The sequence below is a fragment of the Streptomyces sp. GL_140 genome (assembly GCF_057834465.1).
The window spans coordinates 1,609,420-1,629,166 of the sequence record NZ_CM174404.1 but is presented as its reverse complement, the minus strand read 5'-3'; the positions used below and the strand labels follow the sequence as shown (position 1 = coordinate 1,629,166).

General features: G+C 70.5%; 14 protein-coding genes. 10 read left to right on the top strand and 4 right to left on the bottom strand.

The features are described 5' to 3' along the window. The first annotated feature begins 39 nt into the window (after nucleotides 1-39). From AC3IYJ_RS07535 to AC3IYJ_RS07490, 10 genes are all read left to right on the top strand, one after another. Nucleotides 40-603 carry a (2Fe-2S)-binding protein gene (locus AC3IYJ_RS07535; RefSeq protein ID WP_489400560.1) on the top strand — a complete coding sequence of 188 codons (564 nt, stop codon included), beginning with the start codon at nucleotides 40-42 and terminating at the stop codon, nucleotides 601-603. Further along, nucleotides 600-3,002 carry a xanthine dehydrogenase family protein molybdopterin-binding subunit gene (locus AC3IYJ_RS07530; protein ID WP_489400559.1) on the top strand — a complete coding sequence of 801 codons (2,403 nt, stop codon included), beginning with the start codon at nucleotides 600-602 and terminating at the stop codon, nucleotides 3,000-3,002. Before AC3IYJ_RS07535 ends, AC3IYJ_RS07530 begins: the two co-directional genes overlap by 4 nt. Further along, nucleotides 2,999-3,823, top strand: coding sequence for an FAD binding domain-containing protein (locus AC3IYJ_RS07525; protein ID WP_489400558.1), 825 nt, complete (start codon nucleotides 2,999-3,001; stop codon nucleotides 3,821-3,823). Before AC3IYJ_RS07530 ends, AC3IYJ_RS07525 begins: the two co-directional genes overlap by 4 nt. A gap of 95 nt (nucleotides 3,824-3,918) precedes the next feature. Beyond that, a complete protein-coding gene (locus AC3IYJ_RS07520; protein ID WP_489400557.1) occupies nucleotides 3,919-5,145 on the top strand; it encodes an MFS transporter in 1,227 nt (408 codons plus the stop codon). After that, nucleotides 5,142-6,689: an ATP-binding protein gene (locus AC3IYJ_RS07515; RefSeq protein ID WP_489400556.1), complete on the top strand. Its 1,548-nt coding sequence runs from the start codon at nucleotides 5,142-5,144 to the stop codon at nucleotides 6,687-6,689. Before AC3IYJ_RS07520 ends, AC3IYJ_RS07515 begins: the two co-directional genes overlap by 4 nt. Before the next feature lie 15 nt (nucleotides 6,690-6,704). Beyond that, nucleotides 6,705-7,046, top strand: coding sequence for a nuclear transport factor 2 family protein (locus AC3IYJ_RS07510; RefSeq protein WP_489400555.1), 342 nt, complete (start codon nucleotides 6,705-6,707; stop codon nucleotides 7,044-7,046). Between the two features lie 93 nt (nucleotides 7,047-7,139). Further along, a complete protein-coding gene (locus AC3IYJ_RS07505; RefSeq protein WP_489400554.1) occupies nucleotides 7,140-7,784 on the top strand; it encodes a TMEM175 family protein in 645 nt (214 codons plus the stop codon). Nucleotides 7,785-7,856: 72 nt separating this feature from the next. Then, nucleotides 7,857-9,167, top strand: coding sequence for an IS701 family transposase (locus tag AC3IYJ_RS07500; protein WP_489400553.1), 1,311 nt, complete (start codon nucleotides 7,857-7,859; stop codon nucleotides 9,165-9,167). Next, entirely contained in the window at nucleotides 9,167-10,372 is a 1,206-nt protein-coding gene (locus AC3IYJ_RS07495; RefSeq protein ID WP_489400552.1) for an XdhC family protein, read from the top strand. Before AC3IYJ_RS07500 ends, AC3IYJ_RS07495 begins: the two co-directional genes overlap by 1 nt. A gap of 136 nt (nucleotides 10,373-10,508) precedes the next feature. Further along, on the top strand, nucleotides 10,509-11,951 hold the full coding sequence (locus AC3IYJ_RS07490) for a GuaB1 family IMP dehydrogenase-related protein (protein WP_489400551.1): 1,443 nt from the start codon (nucleotides 10,509-10,511) through the stop codon (nucleotides 11,949-11,951). Nucleotides 11,952-12,108: 157 nt separating this feature from the next. Here the strand turns inward: AC3IYJ_RS07490 and AC3IYJ_RS07485 are convergent, their stop codons facing one another. The 4 genes from AC3IYJ_RS07485 to AC3IYJ_RS07470 all read right to left on the bottom strand — a co-directional run bounded on the left by AC3IYJ_RS07485 (nucleotide 12,109) and on the right by AC3IYJ_RS07470 (nucleotide 19,724). Further along, nucleotides 12,109-13,278: a glycosyltransferase gene (locus tag AC3IYJ_RS07485; protein WP_489400550.1), complete on the bottom strand. Its 1,170-nt coding sequence runs from the start codon at nucleotides 13,276-13,278 to the stop codon at nucleotides 12,109-12,111. After that, entirely contained in the window at nucleotides 13,278-16,169 is a 2,892-nt protein-coding gene (locus AC3IYJ_RS07480) for a bifunctional glycosyltransferase/CDP-glycerol:glycerophosphate glycerophosphotransferase (protein WP_489400549.1), read from the bottom strand. Before AC3IYJ_RS07480 ends, AC3IYJ_RS07485 begins: the two co-directional genes overlap by 1 nt. A gap of 458 nt (nucleotides 16,170-16,627) precedes the next feature. Continuing rightward, the gene (locus tag AC3IYJ_RS07475) at nucleotides 16,628-18,229 is read right to left on the bottom strand and encodes a hypothetical protein (protein ID WP_489400548.1); all 1,602 of its coding nucleotides are present in this window, start codon (nucleotides 18,227-18,229) and stop codon (nucleotides 16,628-16,630) included. Nucleotides 18,230-18,488: 259 nt separating this feature from the next. Beyond that, the gene (locus AC3IYJ_RS07470) at nucleotides 18,489-19,724 is read right to left on the bottom strand and encodes a histidine kinase (protein WP_489400547.1); all 1,236 of its coding nucleotides are present in this window, start codon (nucleotides 19,722-19,724) and stop codon (nucleotides 18,489-18,491) included. Nucleotides 19,725-19,747 lie beyond the last annotated feature (23 nt).

The following is a 19,747-nucleotide window of genomic DNA, read 5'->3' as shown; positions in this document are numbered from 1 at the left end:
CCTCCTCAACCGGCCGCTCACGGAAGCGCAGGCGCTGGCATGGACCTCTCACTGAACGTGAACGGAAGACCCGAGCAGTTCTCGGCCGAGCCGAACGAACTGCTCGTGGAACGGCTCCGCGAAGGCCTCGGACTGACCGGCACCAAGGTCGGATGCGACACCGGCCAGTGCGGCTCGTGCGTCGTCCGGCTCGACGGCCGGTCCGTCAAGAGCTGCCTGATCCTCACCGTGTCGGCCGCCGGCTCCGCGGTGACCACCATCGAGGGCGTCACCACCCCGGGCGGTGAACTCACCGGCCTCCAGGAGGCCCTGCGCCAGGAGCACGGCACCCAGTGCGGCTTCTGCACCCCCGGCATGGTCATGGCCCTCGGCGAACTCGTCGAGAACACCGCCGCCGACCCCGAACCGCCCACCGAGCCCGAGATCCGCGAATGGCTCACCGGCAACCTGTGCCGCTGCACCGGCTACCACAGCGTCGTACGGGGAGTGCAGCGCGCCTGCTCCGCGGCCCGCGCCCGGCAGACCGCGGAGCCGGCCACCGCCACCGCGGCCGCTGTCACCGCGGCCGCCGCCACGTCCGGACAGGAGGGGTCGGGGAGATGACCACAGTGACGGGGGAGGACCTCCAGGGCGGCGGAGTGCTCGGGCAGCCGCTGGACAGTCGGGAGGACCCGCAGCTGCTGCGCGGGGAAGCCACGTACGTGGGCGACATCAACCTGCCGGGCACCGCCCACATGGCGATCCTCGGCAGCCCGGTGGCCCACGCGAAGATCCTCTCCATCGAGACCAAGGCCGCCGAACAGCTGCCCGGCGTGCTCAAGGTGGCCACCGCCGCCGACTTCACCGACGTGATGCCGCTGCCGTGCATCTGGATACCCGGCGGGGTCGAGAGCCACTTCCCGCCCCACCCCTACGGACTGCCCGGCGCCCGTCCGGTGCTGACCGGCGACGCCGTGCGCCACGTCGGCGACCCCATCGCCGTGGTCGTCGCCGAGACCCCGCGCCAGGCCGCCGCCGCGCTGGCCGCGATCTCCGTCGAGTACGAGCCGCTGCCCGTGGTGACCCGGGCCGACGAGGCCCTCGCCGAAGGCGCGCCCCAGCTGCACGAGGCCGTCCCCGGCAACCTCAACGCGTACTGGACCTGCGGGGACAAGGGCCGCACCGACGCGGCCGTCGCCGCGGCAGAGGTCACCGTCGAGCTGGACCTGGTCAACCAGCGCACCATCAACAGCCCCATCGAGCCGCGCGGCGCGGTCGGCGACTACAACGCCGTCACCGGCGAATACACGCTCTACGCCTCCACCCAGGGGCCCCACAACCACCGCTTCCTGCTCTCCGCGCTGGTCCTCGGCATCCCCTTCAACAAGCTCCGTGTGATCGCCCCGACCGTGGGCGGCAGCTTCGGCACCAAGGGGTACCTCTACCCCGACATGGCGCTGGTCCTCGTGCTCTCCAAGGCGCTCGGCCGGCCCGTGAAGTGGGTGGACACCCGCACCGGGCTGATGAACTCCACCGTCCAGGGCCGCGACCACCGCCAGCACGTCACCCTGGCCGGCACCCGCGACGGCCGGATCACCGCCGTGCGGGCCACCAGCTACGCCAACCTCGGCGCGTACCCCTCCACGATCGGCCCCGGCGTCGCCACCGCCCTGATGGGCCGGTCCATCAGCGGCATGTACGCCATCGACGCCGCCTTCTGCGAGGTCTACGCCGCCTTCACCAACACCGTCTCGCTCGGCGCCCAGCGCGGCAGCGGACGTGCGGAGGCCGCGTTCCTGATGGAACGGCTCGTCGACCGGTACGCCTCCGAGATCGGCATGGACCCGGCGGCCGTACGCCGCAAGAACCTGGTGCCGAAGGAGAAGTTCCCGTACGACAACGGCCTCGGCTGGACCTACGACTCCGGGGACTACGAGCTCAACTTCGACCGGGCCATGGAGCTCTCCGGCTACGCCGACATGCCCGCCCGCAAGGCCGAGGCCCGCACCCGAGGCAAGCGCCTCGGCGTCGGCATCGCCTCCTACGTCGCGATCTGCGGGGTCGGACCCTCCACCCGTATGTCGAAGGAGGGCATGCTCGGCGGCACCTGGGAGAGCGCCAACATCCGCGTCCACCCGACCGGCGAGGTCACCGTCACCGTGGGCTCCGCCTCCACCGGCCAGAGCCACGGCACGGTCTTCGCGCAGGTCGCCGCCGACGAGCTCGGCATCGACCCCGAGCAGGTCCAGGTGTTCGAGGGGGACACGCAGAAGGCTCCGTACGGCCAGGGCACCTACGGCTCGCGCTCCTACAGCATGGCCGCGCCCGCCGTCGCCCTCACCGCCCGGAAGATCAAGAGCAAGCTGATCAAGGCCGGTGCCGTGTTCCTCGGCGTCCCCGAGGACAAGGTCGTCTACGAGGGCGGCAAGGTCCACGAAGAGGGCAACGAGGAGAACGCCAAGACCTTCGCCGAACTGGCGATGGCCATGTGGTACGGCTGGGGACTGCCCCCCGAGATCGAACCGGCCCTCGACGAGACCACCCACTTCGACCCGCCGGACTTCAACTACCCCTTCGGCACGCACGTGGCGGTGGTCGAGATCGACGAACTGACCGGCGAGACCGAGGTGGTGGCCTACACCGCCGTCGACGACGCCGGCAACATCGGCAACCCGAAGGTGGTGCTCGGCCAGATCGAGGGCAGCATCGTGCACGGCCTCGGCCAGGCCCTGATGGAGGCCGCCGAGTACGACGGGAACGGGCTCCTGATCAGCCGCGACCTGGGCCACTACGCCCTGCCGCGCGCCATCGATGCGCCCTTCTTCTCCCTCGGCAAGACCACCACCCCCTCCCCGCACAACCCGCTCGGCGCCAAGGGCGCGGGCGAGATCGCCACCGTCCCGCCCGCCGCGGCCGTGGTCAACGCCGTCGTCGACGCCCTGTCCGACCTCGGCGTCCAGCACATCGACATGCCGCTCACCCCCGAGAAGGTCTGGCGCCGTCTGAGAGGGGAATCCCAGTGATCCTCACCGAGTTCGACTACGTCCGCCCGGCCGGCCTGGACGAGGCCCTGGCCCTGCTGGCGGGCCGGCCCGGAGCCCGGGTGCTGGCCGGCGGACAGAGCCTGCTGCCCGGCCTGCGCACCGGCCAGGAGAGCGCCGCCCTGCTCGTGGACGTACGCCGCCTGGAGGAACTCCGGGGCATCGAGCGGACCGCCGACGGGATCCGGATCGGGGCGCTCACCTCCCTCGCGGAGCTCGCCGCCCACCCGCTGCTGCTGTCCCTGGCCCCCGAGATCGCGGCCGCGGCCCGCGCCAACGGCGACCCCCAGGTCCGCAACCTCGGCACCGCGGGCGGGAACCTCGTCGCCGGCGGACGCGCCACCGACCTGCCGGTGGCCGCCATCGCCGCCGGGGCCACCGCCGAACTGGCCGGCCCCGGCGGGACCACCACCGTCACCGCCGAGGAACTCGCGGCCTCCGGGGTCCCGGTGGGCACCCTCGTCACCGCCCTGCTGGTGCCCGCCGCCGGACGGGCCGCCGCCTTCGCGAAGACCGCGGACCGGGCGACCCGCTACCCGGTGTGCGCCACCGCCGTACGGATCACCCCCGACGGGCCGCGCATCGCGGTCACCGGGGCCACCGCCCGACCGCTGCGGCTGCGCGGGGTCGAAGACCGGCTGCGCGGGGGCCCGTACACCACGGACGCCGTGCTCGCGGCCTTCCGGGCCGAGCCCCGGGAGCTGTTCGTGCCCGGGCGCGGCACCTCGGCCGAATACCTCGGCCACCTGGCGGGGGTGCTCACCGCCCGCGCGCTAGCGAGGGCGGACCGGGCAGCCGCCTGACCGACCACCACGGGGGAGTTGAAGCAGTGGAACCGCGCCCACCGACCAAACGGTCCGATCGGACCGCGCCGACCGCGACCACCACGGGGGTCACCTTGCACCCAGCCGCCCACGCGGCCAGTGCGCCCAGAGGCTCGGGCTTCTGGGTGGTGGGCGCGGTCCTCGTCCTGCTGATGCTCTCCTCCTCCGTCCCCTCCGCCCTCTACGTGCTCTACCAGCAGAAATGGGGCCTGTCCTCCGGCGTGATCACCGTGGTCTTCGCCCTCTACGCCGTCACCGTGCTCGCCGGGCTGCTGCTCTTCGGGTCGCTGTCCGACACCCTCGGCCGGCGGCCCGTGCTCGGCGCCGGGCTGGTCCTGGCCATCGTCTCCATGGGCCTCTTCGCCGGAGCCCGGGGGCTCGGACTGCTGCTCGCCGCCCGCGCCGTGCAGGGACTGGCGGTGGGACTCGCCACCGGAGCCATGGGCGCCGCCCTGCTGGAACTCACCCCGCGCTCCCGGCCCGCGCTCGGCGCCCAGGTCAACAGCGCCGGACCCACCATCGGCATCGGCCTCGGCGGGATCGGCGCCGGGCTCCTGGTCCAGTACGCGCCCGCGCCGACCGCATTGAGCTACCTGCTGCTCGTCGGGGCCTTCGCCGTCACCCTGGTCGGCGTCGTGCGGATGCGGGAGAGCGCCCCGGCCGCCCGGGGCGGCGGCCGGTTGCGGGTCGCGCCGCACCGGATCCGGATCCCCGCCGCCGCGCGCGGCCGCTTCGCCGTGCTCATCCTGACCGTCGTCGCCGTCTGGTCCGTCGGCGGGTTCTACCTCTCGCTCGGCCCGCACCTGGCCCTCTCCCTGCTCCGGTCCACCAACTACCTGGCGGGCGGAGCCACCGTGGCGCTCCTGGCGGGCGCCGCCACCGCCGCCCAGCTGCTCCTCGGCCGCACCGAGGCCCTGCGCACCGCCGTCATCGGACTGCTCGGCCTGCTGAGCGGTCTGGCCCTGGTCCTGCTCGGACTGGCACTGGGCTCGGCACCCGTTTTCCTGGCGGCCACCGCCGTCCTCGGAGCCGGCTGGGGAGCCGCCTTCCTCGGTTCCTTCCGGGCGATCAGCGCCCTCGCCGAACCGGCCCACCGCGGCGAACTGACTGCCGCCGTCTACGTCTTCGCATACCTCGCGATGAGCGTCCCGGCGGTCCTCGCCGGGCTGTTCACCAACATCCACGGCCTGCAACGGACTTCGGTCGGCTTCATGGCGGCCGTCGCCGCCGTGTGCGCACTGGCCCTGTTCGCCACCCTGCGGCTGGCCGCCCGCACCCGGTCGGAGGGGAGCACGGCATGAACACCACCGCACTGCGGGTCGCCCTGCACGGGCTGGAGATCTTCGCGGGACTCACCGGCGAGCAGCTCGACTGGCTGGTCTCCGTCTCCCGGCCACGGGTGCTCGCCGACGGGGAGATCCTCTTCCGGGACGGCGAGGAGGCGACCGGCTTCCACGTCCTGCTCTCCGGCGGGCTCGTGGTGACCAAGGTGGTCGACGGCCGCGAGGAGGTCCTGACCCGGCACTCCACCGAGGAGGAGAGCGCCGCCGCCGACGACCACGACGGCAAACCCTCGGCGGCGCACCGCTTCACCGGCGAACTCCCGCTTCTCACGGACGGGGCCTACGTGGCCACGGCCGCCGCGAGCGGACCGGCCACCACCGTGGTCGCGTACCCCAAGCCCGTCTTCTTCGAGATGCTGACCCGCTGCCACGGGGTGGCCGCCGTACTGATCCCCGTGCTGGCCTGGCGCATCAAGTCCTCCGAGGTCCAGGCCCGCAAACGGGCCACCGTCGAGGCCCTGGGGACCCTCGCCGCGGGCCTCGCGCACGAGCTGAACAACCCGGCCGCCGCCGTCGCCCGCGCCGCGCAGGAGCTGGCGCCCGCCCTGGAGCAGCTGACCCGGACCGCCCAGGCCTGGGGCTCGGCCGCCACGGGCGCGGAGCGCTCCGTATTCGACCGGCTGGCCGAGGAGCTGGACAAGACGGCGCCGCCGGTGGTTTCCGACCCGCTGGCCCAGGCGGACGCCGAGGAGGAGATCGCCGACTGGGCCGAGGAGGCGGGTGCCGAGCGTCCCGGACTGCTCGGCTCGGGGGTCGGCGACCTCGGACTGGAGCTGGGCTGGCTGCTGGAACGGCTGGAGGGGGTCGGCGAGCCGGCCCTGCCCGCCGCCCTGGACCATCTCGGGGCGCTCCTGGAGATCCGCTCGCTCGCCGCCGAACTGCGGGCGGCCGGTCCACGGATCTCCCAACTGGTGTCGGCGACCCGGGATTACGCCAATCTCGACCGGGCCCCCGAACAGCGCTTCGCGGTGACCGACGGGCTGGAGAACACGCTGGTCGTACTGCGTGCCAAGCTCGCCGGGATCACCATCGTGCGTGCGTACGAACCGGACCTGCCCGAACTGACGGGCTATCCCGGCGAGTTGAACCAGGTGTGGACCAACCTGGTCGACAACGCCTCGGCGGCCATGGACGGCGCCGGCACGCTCACCCTGCGTGCCCGGATCGAGGGCGTCTGCATGGTCGTGGAGATCGCCGACACGGGCTCGGGCATCCCGGTCGAATCCCTGCCGAGGATCTTCGAACCCTTCTACACCACCAAGGACGTGGGCAAGGGCACGGGTCTCGGGCTGCACCTCAGCTACCGGATCGTGACCCAGCGCCACCACGGTTCGATCACGGCCCACTCGCGTCCGGGGGAGACCCGGATGACCGTCCGACTGCCGCTCTCGGGCACCGACCCGGGCTGCGCACCGCTCACCGGGCCTTCCGGCGGCGGCAGTTCGGGCCGTGGCAGTACCGACAGCGGCAGTTCCGACAGCGGCAGTTCCCGACCCGGTTGAACGAATGGAGTCGACATGAGCAAGTACGACATCGCCACACTGCACCCGGTGTTCGTCCGCCAGATGGAGGCGCTGGCAGCGCTGGACATCGAGGCGGTGATGAAGAACTACACCGAGGACGCCGTGCTGTTGCGCTTCGAGGGCGTCTCGGTCGGCATCGAAGCGGTGCGCGAGACCTTCACCGGCTACCTGACGGTGAAGCCCACCCTGGTGGAGCTGCAGGAATACATCGAGACCGAGGACACGATCTTCTACCGGGCGATCATGAATTTGAACGGTCAACCGGAGCATGCGTTCGGGACACTGGTGGTCCGCGATGGCCGGATCTGGCGGCAGACTGCCGGGTTCGGCGGCTGACACCCGATATCTGGGTAGCGTGTGCGGGGAGGGCGGGGCAGAGTCCTCCCCGTGCGCGTGGGATTCGGGTGCGGTGCGGGCGAAGGGGAGGGCATGGAACAGGAAACAAACAGGGTCGAAGCGTTCAGCGACGGCGTATTCGCCATCGTGGTCACGATTCTGGTGCTGGAATTGAAGGTTCCGGAGGGTCAGGGCAGCGAGCTCTGGCACGGGCTGGTGGAACAGTGGCCGCACTACGCGGCGTACGTCGTGAGTTTCCTGATCATCGGCGTCATGTGGGTCAACCACCACACCATCTTCAGCCACCTGAAGCGCGTCGACCGGCCTCTGCTGTTCCTGAATCTCCTGGTGCTGATGGTGGTATCGGTGATTCCGTACACCACCAACATCCTCGCCGAACACCTCATGGACGGGGATTCGGCCAAGGTGGCGGCCGTTCTCTACAGCGGCTGGACCGTGGTCTATGCCCTCGCCTTCCTTGCTTTCTGGTGGTACGTCACCCAGGTCGGGCACCTTTTCCATGAAACGGTGGACAAAGAAGGCGCCCGCGCGACCCGGATGAGATTCGGACTCGGCGCGATTGCTTACCCCTTGACCGTCCTTCTGTCCTTCTTCTCCGCTCCGCTCACTCTCGTCGCACACTTCCTGATCGCGCTCTACTATGCGGCGAACCAGATCCCCATCCCCCTCGTGGTAGAGGAAGAGCGGCTCGAAACTGCCAGCGACCTCAGGAAGTAGCCGCCGGGGCCTACGGCCGTTCTCCACGGTCAAGTAGGGTATTGGATCTAGCTGGTCGCGGGGGAGGCCCAGATGGCTCGCGTAGTCCTGCCGGAGGAATCCACCAGGGAAATCTCCGAATTGATCGACGTACTGATCTCGCTCTTCTTCGAATCATTACCCCGGCGGGACCAGCGGAACTGGGCCCGCGTATATCTGAACGGCCTCGTTCGGACCAGCGGAAAGAAAACAATCCGTAACATTGCCGGAACAGGGGCCAGTTCCGTAGAACAGAGCCTCCAGCAGTTCATCAGCAAATCCCCGTGGGACTGGACCCCCGTCCGCCGCTCCCTCGCCCAGCACCTCGAACGCACCGCCCAGCGCCCGCTGGCCTGGGTGGTCCGGCCGATGGTCATCGAGAAGGCCGGCGACCGCTCGGTCGGTGTCGGTCGGCAGTTCGTCCCCCAGCTCGGCCGCACGGCCAACTGTCAGCAGGCCAGCGGGATCTGGCTCGCATCGAGCGAGGCCGGCTTCCCCGTCGAATGGACCCTCACCCTCCCCGGTCCGTGGACGGCCGAACTCCTGCGCCGCCGCCGGGCCGGAATCCCGGACACGGCACGCTCGCTCACCCCCGCCCAGGACGCCGTACACGCGGTCCAGCGGATGGCCGCCACCTGGCAACTCCAGCGCAGGCCCGTGGTGATGGAGGTCTCCAACACCGAACTCCCGCAGTGCATCGACTCCTTCGCACTCCAGGACATCCCCTTCGTGTTCAAGGTGGACGGCACCCTGCCCGTCTCCTTCGGCGGGGCCGGCCGGCACAAGCCCGGGCCGCACACCGCGCCCGCCCGCGAACTCATCGACTCCCTGCGCTCCCAGCGCCGCGTCGTCGAATGGACCCGGCACGGCCGCGCCGAAGGAGCGGTAACCCTGCTGACCTCGGCCGCCATCTTCGCCACCCCCGGTGAGGACCGGATCGTGCCCGCGGCGCCCACCCCGCTGCTGCTGGTCGGAGCATGGACCGAAGCGGCCCTGCTGCCCTCGGAGTTCTGGATCACGAACATAGGGGACCGGCCGCTCGCTCAGCTCTTCCTGCTCGCCAAACTCACCGACCGGGTCGCGCTGGACTTCACCGAGGTGTGCGAACCCGCGGGCATCCGGGACTTCGAAGGCCGCTCCTTCCGGGGCTGGCACCACCATGCCACCCTCGCCAGCGTCGCCCACGCCGCGATGCTGCTGGGCCGCCGCGGACCGGGCCCCCTCGCGCCGGAACCCGATTCGTACTCCGGCCCGACGCGTTCGGCCGCTGCCGCGCGCGCCGCCGCCCATGCGGCCGCGCCCCCGGCGTTCCCGCCGCGCCCGGTCGTCCCGGGGCAGAGCTCGCGCCGCGAATACATCCGCTGATGCTCGACATCGCCGCGGAGCTACGCGCGTGGTACGCCTCCGGCCGGGACTTCGCCGTGGCCACCGTGGTCGCCGTCAGCGGCAGCGCGCCGCGCGGACCCGGCGCCTCGCTGGCCGTCGACGACCGGGGGACCGCGCTCGGATCCCTCTCCGGAGGCTGCGTGGAGTCCGCCGCCCACGAGATGTGCCTGGAGGCGATCGCCTCCGGCGAAGGCGGCGTGCACCGCTTCGGGTACAGCGACGACGACGCCTTCGCCGTCGGGCTGACCTGCGGGGGGATCCTCGACGTCCTGATCACCCCGGTCCGCCGCAACGACCCCGTGCGGCCCGTCATCGGCGCGGTGCTCGACGCCGCCGGCTGCGGGACCCGCAGCGCGCTGGGCCGGGTGGTCTGCGGCCCGCCCGAGCAGCTGGGCCGGGCCCTGGCCGTGCACGCCGACGGCTCCTACGAGGGCTGCCTGGGCGGGAGCACCGAGCTGAACGAGGCCGCCGCCGCGCAGGTGGGGGCCCTGCTCGCGGCCGGGCGCACCGGCACCGCCGAGCTGGGCACGGCCGGCGGGCTGTGCGGGCAGCCGCTGACCTTGCTGGTCGAGTCGGCCGCCGAACCGCCCCGGCTGCTCGTCTACGGGGCCATCGACTTCGCCGCCGCCCTCACCCGGATCGGGGCCTTCCTGGGCCACCGGGTCACGGTGTGCGACGCCCGGCCGGTCTTCGTCACGGCCGCCCGGTTCCCCGAGGCCGACGAGGTGGTCGTGGACTGGCCGCACCGGCACCTGGCGGCGGAGTGGGAGGCGGGCAGGCTGGATGCCCGTACGGCGGTGTGCGTCCTGACGCACGACGCCAAGTTCGACATCCCGCTGCTCACGCTGGCCCTGCGGCTGCCGCTCGGGTACGTCGGGGCGATGGGATCGAGGCGCACCCACGAGGAGCGGACGGAGCGGCTGCGCGCCGAGGGGCTCTCGGCGGCCGCGCTGGCCGGGCTGCGGTCGCCGATCGGCCTGGACCTCGGCGGGGGGACCCCCGAGGAGACGGCCCTGGCCATCGCCGCCGAATTCACGGCGGTGCGGCACGGCAGAGAAGGAACGATTCTCCCGCTGGCGCGGCGCCGGGGCCCGGTCCACCGGCCCGCGGAACCGCCGCCCGGCCGCCCGCCGACCCGGGTCCGGACGGCCGGCGCCGTCCTCGGAAGGACCGAAGTCCCGTAGGAAACGACCATCCGGATCAAAATGTCCTGGATGATCGCCCCGGGCGGTGTGAACACCAGGACGTGGGAGAATGAAGTACGTGCGTTCCTCGGCTGCCCTGTCGGGGTTACCTCCGATCGACTGGGATGTTCAGCACGTGCGTTTCCTCAATGACCTGAAGCCGCCGTACGACCTGACGTACGACGATGTATTCATGGTGCCGAGCCGCTCCGCGGTCGGCTCCCGCCAGGGCGTCGACCTCTCCGCGCCCGATGGCACCGGCACCACCATTCCACTGGTCGTGGCCAACATGACCGCCATCGCCGGCCGCCGGATGGCCGAGACGGTCGCCCGCCGCGGCGGCATCGTCGTCATCCCGCAGGACATCCCGATCGAGGTCGTCACCGACGTCATCTCCTGGGTGAAGACGCGCCACCTCGTGCTCGACACCCCGATCACGCTGGCGCCCACCCAGACCGTCGCCGACGCGCTGTCCCTGCTGCCCAAGCGGGCCCACGGCGCCGGCGTCGTCGTCGACGCGGACGGCCGCCCGGTCGGTGTCGTCACCGACCACGACCTGACCGGCGTGGACCGCTTCACGCAGCTCTCCGAGGTCATGTCGAAGGAGCTCCTGCTCCTCGACGCCGATATCGACCCCCGCGAGGCGTTCAACAAGCTCGACGCCGGCCACCGCAAGCTGGCCCCCGCCGTCGACAAGGACGGCAAGCTCGTCGGCATCCTCACGCGCAAGGCCGCCCTGCGCGCGACCCTGTACACCCCCGCCACCGATGCCGACGGCAAGCTGCGCATCGCCGCGGCCGTGGGCATCAACGGCGACTTCGTCTCCAAGGCCAAGCAGCTGCTCGACGCGGGCGTGGACACGCTCGTCATCGACACCGCGCACGGCCACCAGGAATCGATGATCAGCGCGATCAAGGCCGTCCGGGCGCTCGACCCGCAGGTCCCGATCGTCGCCGGCAACATCGTCGCCGCCGAGGGCGTCAAGGACCTGATCGACGCCGGCGCCGACATCATCAAGGTCGGTGTGGGCCCCGGCGCCATGTGCACCACCCGCATGATGACCGGCGTGGGCCGCCCGCAGTTCTCCGCGGTGCTGGAGTGTGCGGCCGAGGCGAAGAAGTACGGCAAGCACGTGTGGGCCGACGGCGGCGTCCGTCACCCGCGCGACGTGGCGATGGCGCTGGCCGCCGGTGCGTCGAACGTCATGATCGGCTCCTGGTTCGCCGGTACGTACGAGTCCCCGGGCGACCTGCAGCAGGCGGCCGACGGCCGCCTGTACAAGGAGTCGTTCGGCATGGCCTCGGCGCGCGCGGTGCAGAACCGCACCTCCGAGGAGTCCGCGTACGACCGTGCGCGCAAGGGTCTCTTCGAGGAGGGCATCTCGACCTCCCGGATGTTCCTGGACCCGGCCCGTCCGGGCGTCGAGGACCTGATCGACTCGATCATCGCGGGCGTCCGCTCCTCCTGCACCTACGCCGGTGCCGCCTCCCTCGCGGAGTTCGAGGAGAAGGCCGTCGTCGGCATCCAGTCCGCGGCGGGCTACGCCGAGGGCAAGCCGCTGCACGCCAGCTGGAGCTAGTACAGCCAGTACTTCCCACCGCGGCCCCGCCCCCGTCCACCAGGACGGGGGCGGGGCCGCGGTCGTTTCCGCCGGAAACGACCGCGGCCGCAGGACGGCCGAAGGGGGCCACCGGCGATGTGCCGGTGGCCCCCTTCGGAAGGCCTGCAGGAGGGATCTACTCTCCCAGGAGGGTGAACAGTCCTTCCCAGCGGTTCACGATCCGTTCGGTCGAGTAGCGCTGGATGTTCTCGCGGGCAGCCTCGCCCATACCGTCCCGCAGTTCCTTGTCGGCCAGCAACTTCCTTATCTGCCGGGCCAGTTCAGCGGTATTGCCCGGCGACGCGAGCAGTCCGTCCACGCCGTCCGTGATGATCTCCCGGACTCCGGGGGCGACATCGAAGGCGACGCACGGCACGGCCGTGGCCATGGCCTCCATCGGCGCGAGGGGGAAACCCTCGCCACGGGAACTCAGGACGAACACGGAACTGTCGCGAAGAGCCCCCGGGACATCGCCGGTGCGGCCCATCCACTCCACGGAGGACTCGATCCCCAGCGCCGCGCTCTGCTTGCGCAGCGCCTCCTCCTCCTCGCCCGCGCCGAAGATGCGCAGCGTCCAGTCCTCGTGGTGCGGTGCGACCTCCGCCCAGGCGTCGAGGAGCAGGTCGACACCCTTCTCCTCGTGCAGGCGGCCGATGCTCACCACCGTCCTGGCCTCGCGCTTGGACGGCTCCTCCGGGAAGAACGGCAGCGGGTTGGGCATGAAGCCGACGTTGTCGAGCTGCTGGCGGATCCAGAGGTCCGCGTCCTCGCGCGTCAGGGTGAGCATGCGGTCCACGTCCTTGTAGAACCGCTGCACGCGCTGGAAACGGGACGAGCCGCGGCAGGTCTCGAAGGACTCGTGGCTCATGCCGATCACGGTGAGCCCGGCGGTGTCGGCGAGCGCCACCCATTCCATGGCCCACACCTGCGTGACGATGAGGATCCCACCGGGGCGGGCGGCCCGGAACAGTGCCGTCAGCTTCGCGGCCTGCTCCCGCATGCCGGCCTCACGGGCGGCATTGCGGCGCTGGTCGGCGAGGTTGAGCTTGCCCTTGAGCCCGCGGAGGGGCTTGGGGCTCGGCGGGTGGACGTCGTAGAGCGTGGTGGTCGCGTACGGCAGGTCGTCGCCGAGTTCGTGGCTGCGTCCCGCGGGCGGCGGAGTGATGCCCAGGACGTGTACCCGGTGGCCCCGGTCGCTGAAGAGGCGGGCCATCTGGTGGGTCCAGCTGGTGATGCCTCCGAGCTCGTTCACGCTGTTGGAGACGAAGAAGATGTCCCGGGTGGTGGCTTCGGTCTGCTGGGTCATCAACGCCTCCAGTGCGCGAAGAACTGATCGACAATGCTCTGGCTGGCAGTGCCCTGGTCGTGCTCGCCGAACCGGCTGCCGAACTGCTCACGCTTCGAGGCGTAATCGAGTGCCTGGGTGTCCAGGGACTTCACCGCGTCGAAGAACTCCTCTTCGGTGTCGAACACCGGACCGGGCGCGTGCTCCAGGAGATCGAAGTACGTGCCGCGGTCCTGGTGGACGTATTCCTGGTAGTCGTACGTGAAGAAGAGCATCGGCCGGTCGAGCAGGGCGTAGTCGAACATCACGGAGGAGTAGTCGGTGATCAGCGCGTCCGCGAGGTTCAGCAGCGGCGTCACGTCGTGGTGCGAGGAGACGTCGATGACCCGGCCGCGCACGGTGGGCGGCAGAACCACGTGGTTGAGGTAGTGCGACCGGACGAGCAGCACGAACTTGTCGCCGAACTCGTCGGCGAAGCGCTCCACGTCGAAGGGGAGCTCGAACTGGTTGTGCCGGCCCCCCACCTTGCGGAAGGTCGGGGCGTAGAGCAGGACCGTCTTGTTGTCGGCGATGCCCAGCTCGGCCGCGAGCGGACCGCGCTCGCGTGCTCCGCCCTCCGCCTCGCGCTGACGGGCCTGCACCAGCGCGTCGTTGCGCGGATAGCCCACCCGCAGCAGGGACTTCTCCTGCAGGCGGAAGGCCTTGGCCAGCGTGTGCACGTCGTGTTCCGACCGGATCAGGAAGCGGTCGAAGCGGTCCAGGGCGGCCTGCTGCTCCTGCTGCCGGGCCCGTGTGGCGGCCTTGAGCTCGGGCAGGTCGAAGCCCATGCGCTTGAGCGCCGAGCCGTGCCAGGTCTGGATGTAGGTGGTCTCGGGACGCTTCGTCAGCTTGAGCGGGAAGCTCTGGTTGTCCACCCAGAACTCGGCCTGGGCGAGCGCCTTGAGGTACGGCAGCGACCAGGCGCGCACCAGCGTGGCGTCCTTGGGGAAGCCCTTCGGGGAGCCGCTGTAGGACCAGATCGCCTCGAACTCGAGGCCCTGGCGCCGCATCTCCTCGTAGATGGCGCGCGGGCTGTCGCTGTACTGCCGGCCGAGGTGGCTCTCGAAGACGACCGTGTGCTTCTTGATGGGCAGCCGGCTGAAGATCTCGTGGTACAGGCGGAGCTTGGTCTCGCGGGAAGTGAGGTTCTTGCGCACGGACTTGGCCTTGCGGAACCCAGACTTGGCCAGTGCCCCCGGCTTGCCCCGCACGCCGCGGTCGATCAGTTCCTGGACGCGCTCGCTCGTCTGGCTCGCGGTGACGAGACGGAACGCCAGGTGCCCCTTGGCGGAGGCGTGGGGTTCGAGGTGGTCGGCCACCATGCGGGTCAGCCGCGGGCGCACCGGCAGCTCGCCGTCGGACAGGTCGATGTCACCGACGGTGAGTCGGGTCGTCGTACGGGCGCCGTCCACGTCCATGGACAGACGCACGTCCCAGACGGTGTCGATGATTCCCAGGGGGCGCAGGTCCTTGGTGAGGTCCACCTCCGCCTCCCAGTGCACCGACTCGCCGTCGTGCCGGAACGAGCGCACGGGGAAGGTGAAGGACTGAAGGCTGCGACGCCGGGCGCTGAATTGCAGCTCGCCCTCCAGACGGGCTCCGGACGCGATCACTCCCAGCGGATTGGTGATGCGGCCGGCCATCCGGAGGGTGTTGCCCTCGGCGGTGAAGGTGGTGACCTGATTGCGCAGGAACATCTGAGCGATCGACTTCTGGTGGTAGCCCAGGTCGGTCACGTCCAGGACGCCGCGGGCGAACTCGTCGTCGAGGTACTCGTCGCACCAGTAGATCCGGCCCTCGTGCTCGGCCAGGGGGGAAGAGATCTTGGCGCGGTTCGTGAGGCTGTCGACGGCCGGGATCAGACGCTCCCAGTCGCCCTGGTCGAGCAGGTAGGCGCAGATGGCCTGGATCGGCAGGACCTTCGCGTAGGCCTCCGGGGAGATGTCCTTGAGGTACTCCCGGGAGTGCTCGGCGAACTCCATGCGGTAGGCCTCGTCACGGAACGGCAGGTCCCGTAGGTGCAGCACCAGGTCGTGCTTGAGGAACTTGACGTCCTTGGCGAGCTTGAGCTCGGTCAGCCCGCGCTCTTCCAGCAGGGCGTCGATGCGACGGTGGATGTCCAGCCGGTGGAGGTAGTTGACCATCTCGTGCCGGCTGTTGGTCACCGACTTCTCGGCGGCCTGTTCGTGGACGTGCCAGAAATAGACCTGGTTGGGGATCAGCGTGATGCGCTTCGCCGCCAGATAGGCGTCGGCGATGAACATCAGGTCCTCGTAGAACATTCCCTTGGGGAAGCGGAGGTCGTTCTCGATGAGGAAGTCGCGGCGATAGCACTTGTTCGTCGACAGGGTGTCCCAGACGAACAGGTCGGGAAACTCGGTGACGGACTCCAGCGTGCGCGTGGTCGAGTAGATCCACGAGTACCACTCGTCGCGCTTCTGGTTACGGGTGTCCTTGTGCAGTCGGACGCACAGTCCGGACACGATGTCGGAGCGGGTCTCCTCCGCCGCCTCGAACAGGTTCCTGCACGCGTTGCGCTCCAGGACGTCGTCGCTGTCGAGGAACATGACGTAGCGGCCCGTGGTGTGCTGAATGCCGACGTTGCGGGGCTCGCCACCGGCTCCGCTGTTCTCCGGGAGCTGGTAGGCGCGGACCTTCCCGGGGTGGGTTGCGGCCAGTTCCTGGGCTACCTCGAACGAGCGGTCGGAACTGCAGTCGTCAACGATCACGACCTCGACGCTCTGCAGTGTCTGCTCCAGTACGGACTGGACCGCAGCCGGCAGCCGGTCGGCATCGTTATATACGATCACGACCACGGATATGTCCGGCACAGCAACCTCAACCTTCTTCTCGACGGCATTGCCCTCAAACATATCTCCCCATCAGTCACCTTATGGTCACGGGAGGGGTATGGCTGGATGGCGATGCCCGAATGTATTTCTGGGCGAGCCGATTCGACAGGGAAACTCGACTGCCCGCTCGACCTGGACGCTGCACCCCCGCAGGCCTGGTCAGAGGCGTATTGCCCCGGCTCCGGGCTCGTCCGGGGCTTCCGGCGACAGGCGCTCGCTCGGCCCCGCATAGCAAGGACATTCGGGGCGGTGCGCCATGGAGTCGAAGTAGTCGACATCGCACGCGCAGTCCGGCGGGTCCGTGAGGTACCTGTCCCTGGTGTACAAGGTGTTCTCCTACTGGCGGGTGTCGTCATGGCCCGTTGTCCTCGGGCCATGACGACAGGAACCTCTGGGCGGGGCGGGGCGAGGTGGATCTCTTCTTCGCCCGTTCTCGTCGTCGGGTCGGCCGGTGGCGGTGCTCCGCCACCGGCCCGCGCTCAGCGGCGGTGGATCCGGTCGATGTCGTACCACTTGGAGACGCAGGCGGAGACCCAGTCCCGCTGGTAGTTCTTGGTGTAGAAGGGTTCGGCCAGGTTCCCGATGTACAGGGGCTTGTATCCGACGTCGGTGGAGCCCTGGCGGGCTTCCTTCTCGATGCGGGCGTTCTGGGCGTCCCATGCCACCGACCGGGTGACGGTCGTCGTGGCGAGCTTCTGGACCTCCGGGACGAGCACGGCCATCGAGGCCAGGACGAAGGCGCCCGCGGCGACGACGGCGACCGGCACGTACCTGGTCGTGGTCCGTCGGCCGGCCAGGAACCGGCCGGCCCGGCGCCCGAGCAGGGCGCCGTAGGCGCACAGCCCGAGGAGCATCGGGACCAGGTAGTTCGTCCAGGTACGGGCGTACGTCCATCCGGTCGGTCCGTAGCCGCTGCGCAGGCCCGCCGCGACGGCGAAGGAGCCCAGCACCACCACGGCCACCGGGAGCAGCCACAGGGCGATGCGGGTCAGCCGCGGGACGGTGCGGAGCTCTTCCGGCTCACCGGAGGCGGGGGTGGTGGCGGAGGTGCGCATGCCGACGGCCAGGCCGATGAGGATGCCGACCGCGGCGGCTCCGAGGTAGGCCCACTGGCCGGTCACGGAGTCCCACATCTGGAGCCAGTCGTGGAGGGTGGCCCGGAAGCCCTTCACGGAGAGCAGGGATTCCTTGGACGGGTTCTGGGCGCGGCGCCAGCGGGCGCCGGGGGAGGTGTAGAGCAGGACCAGACCGCTCAGGAGTCCGAAGCACCAGACCGAGCACCAGGTGAAGGGGCGCCAGGTGCGTGCCAGCCCGAAGCGGGGTACGGACAGCAGTCCGGTGGCGGCTCCGAGGAGGCCGGTGACGAGAGTGAAGGGCTCGCTCAGGGTGCCGAGCGCGGCCGCGATCAGGAACGTCGCCACGAACCCGAAGGTGCGCAGGGGGCCGCTGGGCCGGCGGACGGTCCAGATGCCGAGCAGGAGCGCCCACACCCCGATGATGCTGGGGATGGTGTGGGAGATGGTGGCGGGGGCCCAGAGCAGCGCCTGGTAGTTGCGGGTTCCGGCGAAGTAGACGAGCGCCTGGAGGACCAGGGCGCCGGCGGTCAGGAGCAGCAGCCGGGGCTTCGCTCCGAGGAACCGCATGAACTGGCTGCCGAGCAGGACCAGGCCGAGGGTGAAGGTGACGGCGATGACGGTCGGCAGGATCTTGGTGCCGATGAGTCCGTCGCCGTAGATGACACCGCTCAGGAAGGCGTTGGCGACCCGGCCGTTCTGGGTCATGTAGAAGTCGGACGTGATGCCGAAGACACCCATGTCACGGGACTTCCAGGCCGCGCACCAGTCGTCCGAGGTGGGCCGCACGTAGAGCCCGAGGAAGCAGCCGACGGCGACCAGGGCCCCCGACACGGTCACCAGGATTCCGGCCGTACCGAGCATGAGCCCGCGCCCGAACGCACGTCGGTCGCTGCCCCGGTCCGTTGCGGTGGAAGCGGCCGGAGAATTCGCCCGAAAGGCGTCCTCCCCGTCGAACCCGCGCTCGGCCTTGCCTTCCCCTGTCCCCTGGGGCACGTCAGTCCTCATTCACCAAATCCTTCACAGCGGCGCCGGTCGGGCCTTCGACCGATCGCGCCTGCCGTGCAGGTCAGCGCAGGGTGGGCCCGGTCACGTCAATGTGCACGGTGCGCGTCCACCCGGATCCGGAGGCCGCGCGGGACCTATGAGCCTCCGTCCACACCAAGGACGTTACTCCATGGGAGTGGCCGATACCGTATCGGGCCCTTCGGCCACAGGCCGGGTCAGGGCCCGCGCCCTCGCCGGGAGGGCGCGGGCCCTGACCCGGTCAGCGCCGGGGAAACCGGCCGGGCGGGGACGAGCTGTGGACTCCGGCGCGGTACTTCGGGATCCGCACGGTGATCTTCATGCCCGCGCCCACCCCCGTCTCGATGACGAGGCCGTGGTCGTCCCCGTAGACCTGGCGCAGCCGGTCGTCCACATTGGGCAGCCCGACGCCGGAGGAGGAGCCGGAGTGCTCCCCGGCCAGGATGCGGCGCAGCAGGTCCGGATCCATCCCGACGCCGTTGTCCTCGATGGTGATCAGCGCCTCCGCGCCCGCGTCCCGGGCGGCGATGGTGATCCGGCACTCCTCGGTGGAATCCTCCAGCCCGTGCTTGACCGCGTTCTCCACCAGCGGCTGCAGGCACAGGAACGGCAGCGCCACCGGAAGTACCTCCGGTGCCACCTGCAAGGTCAGCTTCAGCCGCTCCCCGAACCGGGCCCCGGCCAGAGCCAGGTACTGCTCGATGGAACGCAGCTCCTCGGCCAGCGTGGTGAAGTCCCCGTGCCGACGGAAGGAGTACCGGGTGAAGTCCGCGAACTCCAGCAGCAGGTCCCGGGCCCGCTCCGGATCGGTGCGCACGAACGAGGCGATCGCGGCGAGGGAATTGAAGATGAAGTGTGGGGAGATCTGCGCGCGCAGCGCCTTGATCTCCGCCTCCATCAACCGGGTCCGCGAGCGGTCCAGCTCGGACAGCTCCAGCTGTACGGAGACCCAGCGCGCGAGCTCGGTCGCGGCCCGCACCAGCACCGCCGACTCCCGGGACCCGTAGGCCACCAGCGCGCCCAGCATCCCGTCCTCGCCGGTCAGCGGGGCCACCACCACCCACTTCAGCGGGCAGTCGGGACGTTCGCACTCGGTCCGCACGCTCTGGCTGCGACCCGATTCCAGCATCTGGGCGACGCGGACCATCACGCGGCGCTCGTGGTGGTCGGCGCCCGGACCGTCCCAGGCGAGGACGTGTCCGCGGTCGGTCAGGCACAGGGCCTCGGTGCCGAGCAGCGAGCGCAGGCGTTTGGCGGCCTTGCGGGCGGCGTCCTCGGTGAGGCCGGCGCGCAGCGGGGGAGCGGCGAGCGAGGCGGTGTGCAGGGTGTGGAAGGTGGCCCGTTCGACGGGGGTGCCGAGGTCGAGGCCGAAGGCGCGCTCGCCGCGCCGGGCCTGCCACCGGCCGCCGACCCAGCCGAGCCCCAGGAGCGCCACGGCTCCGGCCGCGGCCAACACGCAGAGCAGTGCTCCGCTCATGGAGCACCGACCCTGTCCGAGAG

Coding starts and splice junctions, on each gene's coding strand:
- AC3IYJ_RS07515 (WP_489400556.1), top strand. CDS start 5,142: ATGAACACCACCGCACTGCGGGTCGCCCTGCACGGGCTGGAGATCTTC.
- AC3IYJ_RS07530 (WP_489400559.1), top strand. CDS start 600: ATGACCACAGTGACGGGGGAGGACCTCCAGGGCGGCGGAGTGCTCGGG.
- AC3IYJ_RS07495 (WP_489400552.1), top strand. CDS start 9,167: ATGCTCGACATCGCCGCGGAGCTACGCGCGTGGTACGCCTCCGGCCGG.
- AC3IYJ_RS07535 (WP_489400560.1), top strand. CDS start 40: ATGGACCTCTCACTGAACGTGAACGGAAGACCCGAGCAGTTCTCGGCC.
- AC3IYJ_RS07470 (WP_489400547.1), bottom strand. CDS start 19,724: ATGAGCGGAGCACTGCTCTGCGTGTTGGCCGCGGCCGGAGCCGTGGCG.
- AC3IYJ_RS07475 (WP_489400548.1), bottom strand. CDS start 18,229: ATGAGGACTGACGTGCCCCAGGGGACAGGGGAAGGCAAGGCCGAGCGC.
- AC3IYJ_RS07500 (WP_489400553.1), top strand. CDS start 7,857: ATGGCTCGCGTAGTCCTGCCGGAGGAATCCACCAGGGAAATCTCCGAA.
- AC3IYJ_RS07480 (WP_489400549.1), bottom strand. CDS start 16,169: ATGTTTGAGGGCAATGCCGTCGAGAAGAAGGTTGAGGTTGCTGTGCCG.
- AC3IYJ_RS07485 (WP_489400550.1), bottom strand. CDS start 13,278: ATGACCCAGCAGACCGAAGCCACCACCCGGGACATCTTCTTCGTCTCC.
- AC3IYJ_RS07505 (WP_489400554.1), top strand. CDS start 7,140: ATGGAACAGGAAACAAACAGGGTCGAAGCGTTCAGCGACGGCGTATTC.
- AC3IYJ_RS07510 (WP_489400555.1), top strand. CDS start 6,705: ATGAGCAAGTACGACATCGCCACACTGCACCCGGTGTTCGTCCGCCAG.